The organism is Hydrogenophaga sp. IBVHS1, from assembly GCF_002127265.1.
GTDB lineage: Bacteria > Pseudomonadota > Gammaproteobacteria > Burkholderiales > Burkholderiaceae_C > Hydrogenophaga.
This window is the reverse complement of the sequence record NZ_NFUU01000001.1, coordinates 1,535,223-1,549,439: the sequence shown is the minus strand read 5'-3', so window position 1 is coordinate 1,549,439 and position 14,217 is coordinate 1,535,223. Positions and strand designations below refer to the sequence as shown.

The following is a 14,217-nucleotide window of genomic DNA, read 5'->3' as shown; positions in this document are numbered from 1 at the left end:
ACCGGGCTTCTGAACCGCTCGCTTCGCTCAGGACACGGGCAGCGAGCGGGCCTGTTCGGCCAGGTGGCGGAACAGGTCCAGCCCATGCACAGCGGTGGCCCCGTCGCGCGTCTGGTCGATCTGCAAGCGCAAATAGGTCTTGCCTCTCAGCAACATGAACAGCACCGGGGTGGTCGCTGAAACCGCCGCGCCCGGCCAGTCCATGAGTCGCTGCACGGCGCTTTCGTCGATCCAGGCTCTGGCGGTCTCTGTCGAGTCCGTCAGCACGGCATAGCGCTCCCAGAAAGCCTCTTCCGGCCCGGCCCAACCGGCGTCGCGGTACATGGCCAGCCACCGGATTTCTTCGGGAAGCATCGCCGCGCTGGTCTGCAGATCGTCGGTGTAGCTGGCATACAGCGCGGTGGCCTGCTGCTCCAGTGCGCGCTTGAGCGCACGGTTCATCACCACCACGCTGCTCGCTGTACCCAACCCCAGATCGGCGCGCGCCATGAGTTCCATGCCCTGAAGGTAAGCCCGCGACGGGGCTCCGCATTCGATGCGAACACTCTGGCCCTGCCACTGCCCCGCCATGGCATAGGCCCCGCCAAACATTCGTTTGAAGGCCAGTCCCTGTGAAGTGGCCCACTCCGCCAGCGGGGTGGATGGGTCTGGAGAGGGCCGCAAGCCTGTCAACGCTTTTCCCAGTCGCTCAAACATGGACTTGTGTTTTCCCGTAGAGTGAATTTTTTCCAAGCATAACCAACGCCCATCCGCTCACAGAAAGTGCTCTGCCATGATCGACGTTTACTCTTGGCCCACCCCCAACGGACACAAGGTCCACATCATGCTGGAGGAATGCGGCCTGCGCCTTGGCCGCGACTGGCAGGTGCACCCCATCAACATCGGCCAGGGCGACCAGTTTGCGCAGGATTTCCTGAAGATCAGCCCCAACAACAAGATTCCCGCGCTAGTGGATCCACAAGGCCCGGGAGGCCAGCCCATCAGCCTGTTCGAGTCCGGCGCGATCCTGCTGTACCTCGCCGCCAAAACCGGCAAGTTTCTGCCGAAGTCGGACCGCGCGAAGTGGAAGGTGCTGGAGTGGCTGATGTTCCAGATGGGTGGCGTGGGCCCCATGTTGGGACAGGCACACCACTTTCGTCTGTACGCGCCCGAGAAGATCGAGTACGCCGTCAACCGCTACACCAACGAAGCCAAACGGCTTTACGGCGTGATGGACCGGCAACTGGCTCACCACGAGTACATCGCCGGCAAGCAGTACAGCGTGGCCGACATCGCCATCTTCCCGTGGCTGCGGAGTTGGCAGAACCAGGGCATCGACTGGGCAGACCACCCCAGGCTGAAGGTCTGGTTCGACACCATTGCCGCGCGTCCCGCAGTACAGCGTGGAGTGGCGGTGCTGGCCGATGCACGCAAACCGCTCACCGACGACAAGTCCCGCGACGTGCTGTTTGGCAAGACGCAATACGAAAAGCGATGAGGTTTCTGGAGAAGGCTTCGACAGCAGGTACAATTCGAGGCTTAGTCGGAGCGTAGCGCAGCCTGGTAGCGCATCTGCTTTGGGAGCAGAGGGTCGCGAGTTCGAATCCCGCCGCTCCGACCATTGATCGAAAACAAAAAGGCCCACAGTGTGGGCCTTTTTTGTATCACCGGTCGTCACCCTGTCTGCCCGTAGCTCAACCGGATAGAGCAGCTGCCTTCTAAGCAGCAGGTCGGGGGTTCGAGTCCCTCCGGGCAGGCCATCCGATCGTTGCGGCAATCCCTACAGCTGCGAATCAATCAAGGAAGCCACTTTTTCCGCCAGCCGCTCTTGCAGCGGGCGGTTCAGCCACTCCTGATGGCTGATGGGTCGTGACCTGGCCAGGTCCGCTTCAAAAATCGCGGTCTGCTCTTTGGCAAAACGGACGTCCAGAATGTTCAGGGTGGCCTCGTCGTTCAGGCGAAAAGACCGGTTGTCGAAATTGGTGGAGCCCACCGACACCAGCAGGTCATCGATGATCAATACCTTGCAGTGGTACATGGTGGGTCCGTATTCGGCGATGACGGCACCGGCTTCCAGCAGAGGTCCCCACTGAGCCCGCGAGGCCAGGCGCACCGTTTCGGCGTCGATGTGCTCGCCAGGCACCACAATTCGCAGCCGCACACCGCGTTTCATGGCCTCCACCAGCGCTCGCAGCATCAGCTCGTCGGGCACGAAATACGAGGCCGAAAGATCAATGGTGCGAGCTGCCGAGGTGATGGACAGCAGGTACATCAACTGCATGCTCTCGGCGCCGCCGGTGGGCGAGCTGCTGAACATCTGGGCCGCACTCTGCCCGACGTCCTCCAGTTCTGCAAAGTAGGGTTCCCCGTGCAGAACCTGGCCCGTGACCTTGATCCAGTTGTCGAGGAACACGGCCTGAATCTGCGCCACCACCGGGCCCTCCACCTGAAAGTGGGTGTCGCGCCAGCGCTCAGGGCTTTCGGCATTGCCAGTCCATTCGGGCGCAATGCCCACACCGCCGGTAAACGCGCGTTTGCCATCGACCACCAGCAACTTGCGGTGGGTGCGGTTGTTCATGCGCTGCAGGTGGTACCAATGCGGCGGATGAAACTTGTGCACCTCCACCCCCGCAGTCTCCATGGCCTTGATGATCTCTTCGTCCATCTTGCTGCTGCCGATCCAGTCCAGCAGCACATGGGTGCGCACGCCAGCCCGTGCGCGCTCGGCGAGCGCCTCGCCAAACTCCCGGCCGATATCACCCGACCAGTAAATATAGGACTCGAAGGTGATCGTCTTCTGCGCGCCGCGAATGGCCGCGAGCATTGCTGGAAAGATCTCGTCCCCGTTGCGAAGCACCCGCACCCGGTTGCCGTCGACAAACGGCGGACCAAGCAGCACGCCCAGTTCCTGCCGGAAGCGCGGGTCCTCCACGGCGTAGAGGCGTTCCAGGCGCTTTTCGATGTGCGGCTCTGCGCCGGAAAAGTTCATGACCGCCAGCACGGCCAGCAGCGTGACCACCGCTGTGCCAAACACGGCGAACAAGATGCGGTACCTGGAGATGAATTCGCGCATGCACCGAGTATCGCGCGCGTGCAGCTGACTCAGTCCAGGCGGATGTTCTTCTCCTTGACCACCTTGCCCCACAGGGCATTCTCGCGCTTGAGGATATCGCCCAGCTCGTTGCGACCCGGCCTGGCCAGTACATTGACCGACTGGTATTGGGCCACCACTTCAGGTTGGGTGAGCACGGTGGACAAGGCCGCAGCGAGTTTGTCCAGAATGGGCGTGGGGGTGCCGGCCCGCGCCAGGAAGCCGAACCAGACGTCGGCCGAGAATCCCGGCACCACCTCCGAAATGCTCGGCAGATCGGGCATGGCGGAGGATCGCGTCGGGTAAGACAAACCCAGGTAACGCAGGCGCCCTTCTTTCACCAGTCCAGCGGTCGATGACGACGGCGTGGACATCAGGTATTTCACCTGCCCGCTCAAGAGACCCTGGATGGCGGGCGCCGATCCGGAGAATGCGATCCGCACCATGTCCTTGATGCTGGCCATGTCGTGAAACACCTCTGTGGCCAGATGGCCCACGCCGCCCAATGCAGCGGTGCCCCACTCCAGCTTGCCCGGATTCGCCCGCGCAAAGCTCACGAACTCGGCCAGTGTGGCGGGCATCGAGGGATGCGCCATCAGCAGCAACGGTGAAGTGCCTTGCAGCGAAACCGGCACCAGGTCCTTGAACTCGTAGCCCGCGTTGTTGCGAACCAGAGGCGTGGTCACGAATCCGTTGTGGTGCGTGAGGATGGTGTAGCCATCGGCGGGTTGCTGGGCCACGAACTGGGTGCCAATGGCACCGCCCGCACCTGCTTTGGCTTCAATGATGACGGGCTGCCCGAGGATCTTGCTCAGGGGTTCGGTGACGTAGCGCGAAAGCACATCATTCGTGCCGCCCGGCGCACCGGGATTGATGATGCGGATCGGACGCTGGGGCCAGTTGTCCTGGGCCGAAACGTGGGAGGCAAAGGGTGCCATCGTTGCAAGCGAGAGAACGTGTCGACGGTTGAGCATGGGGCGGGTCTCCGGTGGGTAGGGGGAAATCATAGTACCCAACCAATCAAAGTTTTATTGGTAAGACCACTTACTCAGTAACCGTCCACTGCTTTTGCACCGCACAAGGGTTTTCCCGCGCTACAAGAGACCGCATATGCAATATATTGCACGCTGCGTAGATGCACTATTGCTCATAAATTGTTGGCACTCCAATCAAACTTCAACTTTGAATTGTTCAGGCCTAAAGTACGGGTAATTCAGGATCGCCAATCAGCACCCTGCCGACTACAGTGAATCGCACCCCGGCAAACCACCCACAGGAGAATTCACCATGACCACCCGCCGACTCGTCCTGACCCGCAGCGCCGCCGTGATCGGCGCCGCATCCACAGGCCTGTTGCTGCCCCAGATCGTGCGCGCGCAGTCGGACAAGGTCCGCGTGGGCTTCATGCTGCCCTACACGGGCACTTTTGCACAGTTGGGCGTGGCCATCGAGAACGGCTTTCGCCTGGCCGTCAATGAACAAGGCGGCAAACTGGGCGGCCGCGAAATCGAGTATTTCAAGGTCGATGACGAATCCAACCCGGCCAAGGGCATCGAGAACGCCACCCGCCTCGTGCAACGCGACAAGGTCGACGTGCTGGTGGGCACCGTCCACTCAGGCGTGCAGATGGGCATTCACAAGGTGGCGCGCGACACCGGTGTGCTCAACCTGATTCCCAACGCGGGCGTGCACGTCGCCACCCGCGCTCAGTGCGCACCCAACGTGTTCCGCACCTCCTTCACCAACTCCCAGCCCACACTGGCGCTGGGCAAAGCCATGGTGGACCGGGGCCACAAGAAGGCTGTCTGGATCACCTGGAACTACGCCGCGGGCGACGAGGCCTTTGAAGGCTTCGAGCAGAGCTACACCGCCGCGGGCGGCACCATCGTCAAAAAGCTCGGCCTCCCCTTCCCCAACGTGGAGTTCCAGGCGTTGCTCACGGAGATCGCATCGCTCAAGCCCGATGCGGTGGCGTGCTTCTTTGCTGGTGGCGGTGCCGCCAAGTTCATGAGCGACTTCGCCGCTGCCGGCCTGAACAAGTCCATTCAACTTTACGGATCGGGATTCCTGACCGAAGGCGTGCTCGAAGCTGCGGGTCCTGCGGCCGACGGCGTGCTCACCACCATGCACTACGGCGATTCGCTCAACACGCCGCGCGACAAGCAATTCCGCCTGGAGTACGCCAAGGCCTTCCGCCTCCAGCCAGACGTGTACGCGGTGCAGGGCTACGACACGGGCCTGCTGCTCATCAAGGGTGCAAACGCTGTCAAGGGCGACCTCAACAACAAGAAGCCGCTCTACGCCGCCATGGAAGGCGCCGTGATCGACAGCCCGCGCGGCAAGTGGACCATGAGCAAGGCGCACAACCCGGTGCAGGATATCTATCTCCGAAAAGTCGAGAAAAAGGAAAACAAGGTGATCGGTGTGGCGCAGAAGGCTGTGGCCGATTCCGCCGCTGGCTGCCGTATGGGCTGAACGCCGCACCCCTCAACCGATTGCACTGCAAACCGGCGCCCCAGCGGCGCTGGTCTGCTTTTTGCTCGCCGCAGTTTTCCACTCGCCCGCCTCCTGCACCATGGATTTCGCCAATTTCCTGATCCAGTTGCTCAACAGCCTGCAATACGGTCTGCTGTTGTTCATGCTGGCCGCCGGGCTCACGCTGATCTTCGGCATCATGGGCGTGGTCAATCTCGCGCATGGCAGCTTCTACATGCTGGGTGCCTATCTCGCCTGGTTTCTGGTCGGGCAGCTTGAAAGCCTGGTCCTGGCCATCATTCTGGGCACGCTGCTCGCGGTGGTATTCGGCTGGCTGCTGGAGTGGCTGCTGTTCAGGCACTTCTACCATCGAGACCACCTCGACCAGGTGTTGCTGACCTTCGGCCTCATCTACATCTTTGAAGAAGTGCGGTCCATCCTCTGGGGTGACGATGTGCATTCGGTCCAGGTGCCCGAGATGCTCAACTGGTCGATTCCGCTGACCGACAACCTCTCATACCCGGTCTACCGTCTGGTGATGTCGGGCGTGTGCATCGCGCTTGCCCTCGGCCTCTACCTGCTGATTTCAAAGACGCGCCTGGGCATGAAGATTCGAGCCGGCGCCTTCAACCGCGAGATGACCGAATCGCTCGGCATCAACATCCGCCTGATCCATGGCGTGGTGTTCGCGCTGGGCGTGGGACTGGCCGCCATTGCCGGCATGATTGCGTCGCCCATCTCGAGCGTGTACCCGGGCATGGGCAGCTCGGTGCTGATCATGTGCTTTGTGGTGGTCGTGATCGGTGGCATCGGCTCGGTGCGCGGCGCCCTGGTCGCCGCCTTGCTGGTCGGCCTGGTGGACACCTTCGGCAAGGTGCTGGCCCCGCAGATCGCCGGCATGGCCGTGTACATGCTCATGGCCGTTGTGCTGCTCTACAAGCCGGAAGGGCTCTTCAAACAATGAGCTCCCCCAAAGCCCAACTCGAAAAGCTGCCTCGCAGCATCCAGCTCGTGCTGCTGCTGGGCGCCGCAGCGCTCGCGGCTTTTCCGTTCGTGCCCATCGAGGGCACCGATTTCTACCTGCAGATGCTCTCGCAGATGATGATCCTCGCCATCTTCGCGATGAGCCTCGATCTGCTCCAAGGTGTCACCGGTCTGGTGTCGCTCGGCCATGCGGCCTACTTCGGCCTGGCTGGCTACGCACTGGCTTTCCTCACGCCGGCCGATCTGCCCATCAGCCTGTGGTGGTCGTTGCCGGTCGCGGCGCTGGCCGCGGGGCTGGCGGCGCTCATCATCGGCTTCTTCGTGGTGCGCACGCACGGCATCTACTTCATCATGGTCACCATGGCGTTCGCGCAGATGGTGTTCTTCCTCTTCTTCGACAACAAAGCCCTCGGCGGGTCCGACGGCATTTACGTGAACTTCCGGCCCGACGCATCGCTGTTTGGGTGGACGGGCATCGACCTCGACAACAAGACCACGTTCTACTACTTCACGCTGCTGGTGCTGGTGCTGGTGTATGGCTTCCTCCGCCGACTGCTGTTTTCGCCGTTTGGCCGCGTGCTCGCGGGCATTCGCGTGAACGAGCACCGCATGCGCGCCGTGGGCTACGGTACCTTCGGCTACAAGCTGGCCGCCTTCACACTGGCCGGCGCACTCGCCGGCGTGGCGGGCTTCCTGTGGGCAGCGCAGACCGGCTATGTGAACCCCGAACTCATGGGATTTCACATGAGCGCGCACGCCATCATGATGGTGATCCTCGGCGGCATGGGCAACTTTGCGGGTGCCATTGTGGGTGCCTTCGCCTTCGAGTACGTCATGCACTTCTTCAAGGACCTCACGAAACACTGGCAACTGCTCATGGGCAGTTTCATTGTGCTGGTGGTGGTGTTCGCGCCGCGTGGGTTGCTCGGCATGGTGGAAAAATTCACCGGCAAAAGGAGCGGTTCATGAGCGAGCTTCTCCTCAGCGCGAAGAACCTCACCAAACGCTTCGGGGGTCTGGCCGCCGTGAACGACGTTTCGGTCGACCTGTTCCGCGATCGCATCCATGCCGTGATCGGGCCGAACGGCGCGGGCAAGTCCACCCTGACCAATCTGCTCTCGGGCGATCTGCCGCCCACCTCCGGCCGCATCACGGTCAATGGCATTGAGACCGCCGGACTCAGCCCCGAGCGCATCTCCCGCCTGGGCCTGGGCCGCAGCTACCAGAAGACCAACATCTTCCTGCCCTTCACCGTGTGGGACAACGTGCGACTGGCCGCGCAGTCTCGCGAGCGGCACAGCCCGTGGAACCCGCTGCGCTGGCTCTCCGCAGCGGGCGCCATGAACACCGTCAACCAGCGCTGTGAGCGTGCGGTGGAACTGGCCGGCCTCACCGCGCGTGCACACACTGTGGCAGGCACCATCAGCCACGGCGAACAACGCCAGCTCGAGATCGCCATGACGCTGGCCACCGAGCCCACCGTGCTGCTGCTCGATGAGCCGTTGGCCGGTATGGGCCAGGCGGAGGCCGAGAGCATGGTCGCTCTGCTCCAGAAGATCAAGAAGGACCACGCCATGATGCTCGTGGAACACGACATGGACGCCGTGTTCACGCTGGCCGACCAGCTCACCGTGATGGTCAACGGCCAGGTGATCGCCAGCGGCACGCCTGCGGCGGTGCGGGCCGACGCCAACGTACAGGCCGCCTACCTTGGCGAGGAGCACGCATGAGCGCGGACAACTTGATCGCGGCCCGCGCACTGCACACCCACTACGGCGCCAGCCACATCCTGCGCGGCGTCGATTTCACCGTCGGCAAAGGCCAGACCATCGGCCTCATGGGCCGCAACGGCATGGGCAAGACCACGCTGCTGAAATCGCTCATGGGCATCGTCAAACCCAGCGGCGGCCAGGTGCACGTGAAGGGGCGTGAAATGACCGGCGCACCCACCTTTGAAATAGCGCGCCAGGGCCTTGCCTACGTACCTGAAGGGCGCGGCATCTTTGGCAACCTGAGCGTGCGCGAAAACCTGGTGATGTCGGCCCGCGCTGGAACCCAGGGTCAGCGCGACTGGACCTACGAGCGCGTGCTGGACACTTTCCCCCGCCTGGCCGAACGGCTGAATCACGGTGGCCAGCAGCTCAGCGGTGGCGAACAGCAGATGCTCACCATCGGCCGCGCGCTCATGACCAACCCCGACCTGCTGATCCTGGACGAGGCCACTGAGGGCCTTGCGCCACTGATCGCGCGTGAAATCTGGCGCATCTGCGGCCTCATTCGCGAGAGCGGCATCAGCAGCGTCATCGTGGACAAGAACTGGAAACACGTCACCCAGATCACCGACCGCAATGTGATCCTGGTCAAGGGAGAGGTCGTGTTTGAAGGCAGTTCAGCGCAACTGCATGCGCAACCTGAATTGCTGGAGCAGCACCTCGGGGTGTGATTGCCTCAGAGCACTGGCCGCAACTCCCGCGCCGCGTCCAGCAGCAACGGCAACAAGTCTTTCTGCAGGCGAGCCAGTTCAAGTCTTTCGGGTGATGCCACCACATTGAGTGCGGCCACAGTGCGGCCCTGCATGTTTCGCAGAGGCACGGCAAGCGCGTGCACGCCCAGCTCGTGCTCCTCCTGGGCCACGCACAGGTCGTCTTCCCTCACACGCGCAATCAGTTCACGAAAAGCCTTGTGGTCTACCGTGGTGCGAGGGGTCAGGCGTGGCAGCTCACGGCCCTTGAGCCAGGCATTGAAGCCCGCCTTGGGCATGGCTGCGAGCAGCACTCGCCCGGTGGAGGTGGCATGTGCCGGCAGGCGCGCACCCAGGTGAAGGCCATAGGCCATGAGACGCTGCCCACCAATGGAAACGTTGCGCGCGACGATCACCACCTCGTCGCCATCGAGCACGGCCGCCGAGAACGATTCGCGCGTGAGCGCAGCCAGTCGGTTGAGCGTGGGCTGCAGCAGGCGCGGCAGGCGTGCGGATGCAAGGTAGCTGCCGGAAAAGCGCAGCACCTTCGGGGAAAGCCAGTAGTGACTGCCGTCGGACTCCAGGTAGCCGAGGTGGGCCAGCGTGAGCAGGTGTCGCCGTGCCGCAGCGCGCGTAATGCCGGCGCGCTCGGCCGCCTGCGTTGCGTTGAGCCGCTGGCGTTCCGTGTCGAAACTTTCGAGCACCGCCATGCCCTTGGCCATGCCTTCGATGAAATCGGCTTTGGCGATCGCAGGGTGCGCTGTGTTCATGGGCGGATTATGCCTTCGCGCCTGGTTCTGCGCGGTGATCGCACAATTGGTCCGATCATCGCGCAGTCATGACGGTTGCCCATGGCACAGGCCGACGCGTCTTCCTATGCTTCAGGGCAAATCACCCCCAGGAGACACCCATGCGCACCCAGGTCGCCATCATTGGCGCTGGCCCTTCCGGCCTGCTGCTCGGTCAGTTGCTGCACAAGGCTGGCATCGACAACATCATCGTGGAACGCCAGAGCGGCGACTATGTGCTGGGGCGCATTCGCGCGGGCGTGCTCGAACAGGTGACCACCGACCTTATGCTGGAAGTGGGCGTGGGCGAGCGCATGCTGAAGGAAGGCCTGCCCCACGGTGGCTTCGACATGCTTTTCGACGGTGCGCGTCACCGCATCGATCTCGAAGCGCTCACCGGCGGCAAGCGCGTCACGGTCTATGGCCAGACGGAGGTAACCCGCGACCTGATGGAAGCGCGCGAAAAGGTCGGCCGCACCACCGTGTACGAAGCCGCCAATGTGCAGGTGCTCGACTACGACACCGCCAAGCCCCGCGTGACGTACGAGAAGGACGGCCAGACGCACACCATCGAATGCGATTTCATTGCCGGCTGCGACGGCTTCCACGGCGTGTGCAGGGCCAGCGTACCGCGGGGCGCGATCCGTGAATTCGAGAAGGTCTATCCCTTCGGCTGGCTCGGCATGCTGGCCGACACGCCGCCTGTGCACCACGAGTTGATCTACGTGCGCAGCGAGCGCGGCTTCGCCCTGTGCTCGCAACGCAGCCACACGCGCAGCCGCTACTACCTGCAGGTGCCGCTGACCGACAAGGTCGAGGCCTGGTCGGACGACGCCTTCTGGAACGAGCTTCGCCTGCGCCTGGACCCCGAGGCCGCCGCCAGGCTGGTCACCGGACCCGGCCTGGAAAAGAGCATTGCGCCGCTTCGCAGCTTCGTCACAGAGCCGCTGCGCTTCGGCCGGATGTTCCTGGCTGGGGACGCCGGTCACATCGTGCCGCCCACGGGAGCCAAGGGACTGAACCTCGCCGCTACCGACGTGAAGTACCTCTCCACCGCCATCACCGAGTTTTATCAGGAGCGCAGCGAGGCTGGTATTGACGGCTATTCCGAACGCTGCCTCAAGCGCATCTGGCGCGCCGAGCGGTTCTCGTGGTGGTTCACCGGCATCATGCACAACTTCCCGGAAGATGGCCCCATCGTGGCCAAGCTGCAGCAAGCCGAGCTGGATTACCTCATCCATTCGGAGCACGGCCGCCGCACTATTGCAGAAAACTACGTGGGCCTGCCGCTGAATTTCGGCGAAAGCTGAAGCATTTACAGTGGCGGCATGACACAAGCTGCTCATCCCCGCTCCGCCGCCCATCGTCCGCTTCGCGGGGTGCGCGTGCTCAGCCTGGCGCTCAACCTTCCCGGACCCGCAGCCCTCATGCGACTGCGGTTGATGGGCGCTACCTGCCTGAAGGCAGAGCCACCCGCGCCCAAGGGTGCTGGCGCAGGGACGCCGGGCGACCCCATGGGCCAGTACAACGCCATGGCCTATGCCACCCTGCACGATGGCATCAAGGTCGTGAACTGGGACTTGAAGTCGGAGCGTGGTCAGGTCGCCCTGCACAAGGAACTTGCGCGAACCGACGTGTTGCTCACGTCGTTCCGGCCGTCTGCATTGGTCAAGCTGGGTTTGGGCTGGAAGGCATTGCACACGCGTTATGCCGCGCTGTCTTTGGTGGCCATCGTAGGTGCACCGGGTGAGCGCGCAGAGGAGCCGGGCCACGATCTCACTTACCTTGCCGATGCGGGTCTGGTGACCGGCATGGACCTGCCCCCCACCCTGTTCGCCGACATGGGCGGCGCGCTCATGGCGAGCGAAGCGGTGCTGGGCTGCGTGCTGGCTCAGAAGACCTCTGGCAAGGGATCGTTCCGTGAAGTGGCCTTGTCCGAGGCAGCCTCCTGGCTCGCCCTGCCCCGCACCTGGGGGCTCACGCAGCCACAAGGTGCGGTGGGCGGCGCGCACGCCGGCTACCGCATCTACGCTTGCCGCGATGGCCGCGTGGCTGTGGCCGCCCTGGAGCCGCATTTCGCCGCCGCGCTTTGCCAGGCAGCAGGTTGGCCAGTCGGTGGGCCCGCCGCGCTTTTCCAGCCCGACACACATGCAGCGATCGCGGCCTTTCTGCAAGCTCGCACCTGCGCAGAACTGGATGCCCTGGCGCGCGAGCGAGACATTCCGCTGCACACGCTGCGGGCCGCGCCCTCAGCCTGATCCTGGCTCGACGGCTACGGCTTCAGCGAAGCAGACTGCCTGAAAGCGCCCGCCAGCCTCCCGGTAAAATGCGCGCTGCTACCGACCCCAACTCCCCAGGAAATTCAGCATGTCCCTCTTCTCCGCCGTCGAGATGGCGCCCCGCGACCCGATTCTGGGTCTGAACGAACAATTTGCCGCCGACACCAATCCGAACAAAGTCAACCTCGGCGTCGGCGTGTACTTCGATGACAACGGCAAGCTGCCCCTGCTGCAGTGCGTGCAAGCCGCCGAGAAAACCATGATGGACAAGCCCACCGCACGGGGCTACCTGCCCATCGATGGCATTGCGGCCTACGATGCGGCCGTCAAGAGCCTGGTTTTCGGGGCCGACTCCGAGCCGGTGAAATCGGGTCGCGTGGCCACGGTGCAGGCCATCGGCGGCACGGGTGGTCTCAAGATCGGCGCCGATTTCCTCAAGCGCCTCAACCCCGACGCCACGGTGCTCATCAGCGATCCAAGCTGGGAAAACCACCGGGCCCTGTTCACCAATGCCGGCTTCAAGGTCGACAGCTACGCCTACTACGACGCCGCCAAAAAGGGCGTGAATTTCGAAGGCATGCTCGCCAGTCTGAACGCGGCCGCTCCCGGCACCATTGCCGTGCTCCACGCCTGCTGCCACAACCCCACCGGCTACGACATCACGCCCGCCCAGTGGGACCAGGTGATCGCTGTGGTCAAGGCGCGAAGCCTGACGCCCTTTCTGGACATGGCCTACCAGGGTTTCGGCCACGGCATTGCCGAAGATGGAGCGGTCATCGGCAAGTTTGTTGCCGCGGGTCTCACCTTCTTCGTGTCCACCTCGTTCTCCAAGAGCTTCAGCCTGTATGGCGAGCGCGTGGGCGCACTCTCGGTGCTGTGCGAGAACGCGGAGGAAGCTTCGCGTGTGCTGTCTCAGCTCAAAATTGTGATCCGCACCAACTACTCCAACCCACCCATCCACGGTGGCGCGGTGGTCGCTGCGGTGCTCAACAACCCCGAGCTGCGCGCCCAGTGGGAAAAGGAACTGGGCGACATGCGCGTGCGCATCAAGGCCATGCGCCAGAAGCTGGTGGACGGCCTCAAGGCCGCCGGCGTGAAGCAGGACATGGGATTCATCACCAGCCAGATCGGCATGTTCAGCTACTCCGGCCTGACCAAGGACCAGATGGTGCGCCTGCGCAGCGAGTTCGGCGTTTACGGCACCGACACCGGCCGTATGTGCGTGGCCGCGCTCAACAGCAAGAACATCGACTACGTCTGCCAGGCCATCGCCAAGGTGGTCTGAGGCTCAGCCCCACACCATCGAGCGCATGGAAATCGAGGCGCCCTGGAAGCCTTCGTTGAAGAAGGTGGCGCTCTCGGTCTCGCCCGCCGCACCAGCGGCGTACAGCAACGGCAGATAGTGCTCCCAGGTCGGGTGCGCCATCTGCGCCACCGCGCCCATCTGCTGAAAATCGGCCAGCGCATCGGTCCGCCCAGCGGCAATGTGTTCGGCCGTGACGCGGTCGAACTCGATCGCCCAGTCGTAGGCCTGGTTGTCCGCGGCGTCGCGGCGCATGGTGCGCAGGTTGTGCACCACGTTGCCGCTGCCGACGATAAGCACGCCCTGTTCGCGCAACGGCGCCAGCTGCCGCCCCAGCGCAAGATGCTCCGAAGCTGGGCGCCGGTAGTCCATGCTGAGCTGGATCACCGGTATGTCGGCTTCGGGGAACATGGGTTTGAGCACCGACCAGGCGCCGTGGTCGAGGCCCCATTCCACTTCGTCCAGGGCGAGCGGCGCGCCGCTGCCGGGTTGCCGCACCTGCTCGCTGATGGACCGCGCCAGGGCCGGCGCACCGGGTGCGGGGTACCGCTGGTCGAAAAGTGCCTGCGGAAAGCCGCCGAAATCGTGAATGGTGCGGGGCTGCTCCATGGCCGTGAGCGCCCAGCCGCTGGTGAGCCAATGGGCTGAAATGCACAGGATCAGGCTGGGCGGCGAATGCCGCGCGCGCAGTTCGTGCCCCAGGGCCTGCCACTGGCGCCGCCAGGCGTTGTCCTCGATGGCGTTCATGGGACTCCCATGGCCGACGAAAAGGACGGGTTGGCGCGGGGTGGTGGGGGAGGTGTCGTTATGGTTCATGGGAGCTCCGGCCGCATTCTTTCACGAAGGTGACAAGTGGG

14 protein-coding genes and 2 tRNA genes are annotated in these 14,217 nt (G+C 63.5%); 11 read left to right on the top strand and 5 right to left on the bottom strand.

Annotation, left to right across the window (positions count from 1 at the left end):
* Positions 1-27: 27 nt before the first annotated feature.
* Positions 28-696, bottom strand: coding sequence for a hypothetical protein (locus tag CAP37_RS07435; protein ID WP_143435899.1), 669 nt, complete (start codon positions 694-696; stop codon positions 28-30).
* Between the two features lie 76 nt (positions 697-772).
* Between CAP37_RS07435 and CAP37_RS07430 the strand changes: the two genes are divergently transcribed.
* The 3 genes from CAP37_RS07430 to CAP37_RS07420 all read left to right on the top strand — a co-directional run bounded on the left by CAP37_RS07430 (position 773) and on the right by CAP37_RS07420 (position 1,739).
* Positions 773-1,477, top strand: a complete 705-nt coding sequence (locus CAP37_RS07430; RefSeq protein WP_086123591.1) for a glutathione binding-like protein — start codon at positions 773-775, stop codon at positions 1,475-1,477.
* A 46-nt stretch (positions 1,478-1,523) separates the two neighbouring features.
* Positions 1,524-1,600: transfer RNA gene (locus tag CAP37_RS07425), tRNA-Pro, on the top strand.
* A gap of 62 nt (positions 1,601-1,662) precedes the next feature.
* Positions 1,663-1,739: transfer RNA gene (locus CAP37_RS07420), tRNA-Arg, on the top strand.
* A gap of 20 nt (positions 1,740-1,759) precedes the next feature.
* Here the strand turns inward: CAP37_RS07420 and CAP37_RS07415 are convergent.
* Both CAP37_RS07415 and CAP37_RS07410 read right to left on the bottom strand, forming a co-directional pair.
* Positions 1,760-3,052, bottom strand: coding sequence for a phosphatidylserine/phosphatidylglycerophosphate/cardiolipin synthase family protein (locus tag CAP37_RS07415; RefSeq protein WP_086123590.1), 1,293 nt, complete (start codon positions 3,050-3,052; stop codon positions 1,760-1,762).
* A 29-nt stretch (positions 3,053-3,081) separates the two neighbouring features.
* Positions 3,082-4,044, bottom strand: a complete 963-nt coding sequence (locus CAP37_RS07410; protein WP_179190158.1) for a tripartite tricarboxylate transporter substrate binding protein — start codon at positions 4,042-4,044, stop codon at positions 3,082-3,084.
* Between the two features lie 313 nt (positions 4,045-4,357).
* Between CAP37_RS07410 and CAP37_RS07405 the strand changes: the two genes are divergently transcribed.
* The 5 genes from CAP37_RS07405 (at position 4,358) to CAP37_RS07385 (ending at position 8,972) form a co-directional block, all read left to right on the top strand.
* Positions 4,358-5,545, top strand: a complete 1,188-nt coding sequence (locus CAP37_RS07405) for an ABC transporter substrate-binding protein (protein ID WP_086123588.1) — start codon at positions 4,358-4,360, stop codon at positions 5,543-5,545.
* A 100-nt stretch (positions 5,546-5,645) separates the two neighbouring features.
* On the top strand, positions 5,646-6,509 hold the full coding sequence (locus tag CAP37_RS07400) for a branched-chain amino acid ABC transporter permease (RefSeq protein ID WP_086124868.1): 864 nt from the start codon (positions 5,646-5,648) through the stop codon (positions 6,507-6,509).
* A complete protein-coding gene (locus CAP37_RS07395) occupies positions 6,506-7,498 on the top strand; it encodes a branched-chain amino acid ABC transporter permease (protein ID WP_086123587.1) in 993 nt (330 codons plus the stop codon). The genes CAP37_RS07400 and CAP37_RS07395 overlap by 4 nt, the downstream gene beginning before the upstream one ends.
* A complete protein-coding gene (locus CAP37_RS07390; protein ID WP_086123586.1) occupies positions 7,495-8,259 on the top strand; it encodes an ABC transporter ATP-binding protein in 765 nt (254 codons plus the stop codon). The genes CAP37_RS07395 and CAP37_RS07390 overlap by 4 nt, the downstream gene beginning before the upstream one ends.
* Positions 8,256-8,972, top strand: coding sequence for an ABC transporter ATP-binding protein (locus CAP37_RS07385; protein WP_086123585.1), 717 nt, complete (start codon positions 8,256-8,258; stop codon positions 8,970-8,972). Before CAP37_RS07390 ends, CAP37_RS07385 begins: the two co-directional genes overlap by 4 nt.
* A 5-nt stretch (positions 8,973-8,977) precedes the next feature.
* On the opposite strand, the gene CAP37_RS07380 is transcribed toward CAP37_RS07385, so the two are convergent.
* Positions 8,978-9,760 (bottom strand): IclR family transcriptional regulator C-terminal domain-containing protein, encoded by a 783-nt coding sequence (locus tag CAP37_RS07380; RefSeq protein ID WP_086123584.1) that lies wholly within the window; start codon positions 9,758-9,760, stop codon positions 8,978-8,980.
* Between the two features lie 140 nt (positions 9,761-9,900).
* Between CAP37_RS07380 and pobA the strand changes: the two genes are divergently transcribed.
* The 3 genes from pobA to CAP37_RS07365 all read left to right on the top strand — a co-directional run bounded on the left by pobA (position 9,901) and on the right by CAP37_RS07365 (position 13,342).
* Positions 9,901-11,088, top strand: a complete 1,188-nt coding sequence (gene pobA / locus CAP37_RS07375; protein ID WP_086123583.1) for a 4-hydroxybenzoate 3-monooxygenase — start codon at positions 9,901-9,903, stop codon at positions 11,086-11,088.
* A gap of 18 nt (positions 11,089-11,106) precedes the next feature.
* Positions 11,107-12,036 (top strand): CoA transferase, encoded by a 930-nt coding sequence (locus tag CAP37_RS07370; protein WP_086123582.1) that lies wholly within the window; start codon positions 11,107-11,109, stop codon positions 12,034-12,036.
* Between the two features lie 109 nt (positions 12,037-12,145).
* Entirely contained in the window at positions 12,146-13,342 is a 1,197-nt protein-coding gene (locus CAP37_RS07365; RefSeq protein ID WP_086123581.1) for an amino acid aminotransferase, read from the top strand.
* A gap of 3 nt (positions 13,343-13,345) precedes the next feature.
* Here the strand turns inward: CAP37_RS07365 and ygiD are convergent, their stop codons facing one another.
* Entirely contained in the window at positions 13,346-14,176 is an 831-nt protein-coding gene (gene ygiD / locus CAP37_RS07360; protein ID WP_086123580.1) for a 4,5-DOPA dioxygenase extradiol, read from the bottom strand.
* Between the last annotated feature and the right edge of the window lie 41 nt (positions 14,177-14,217).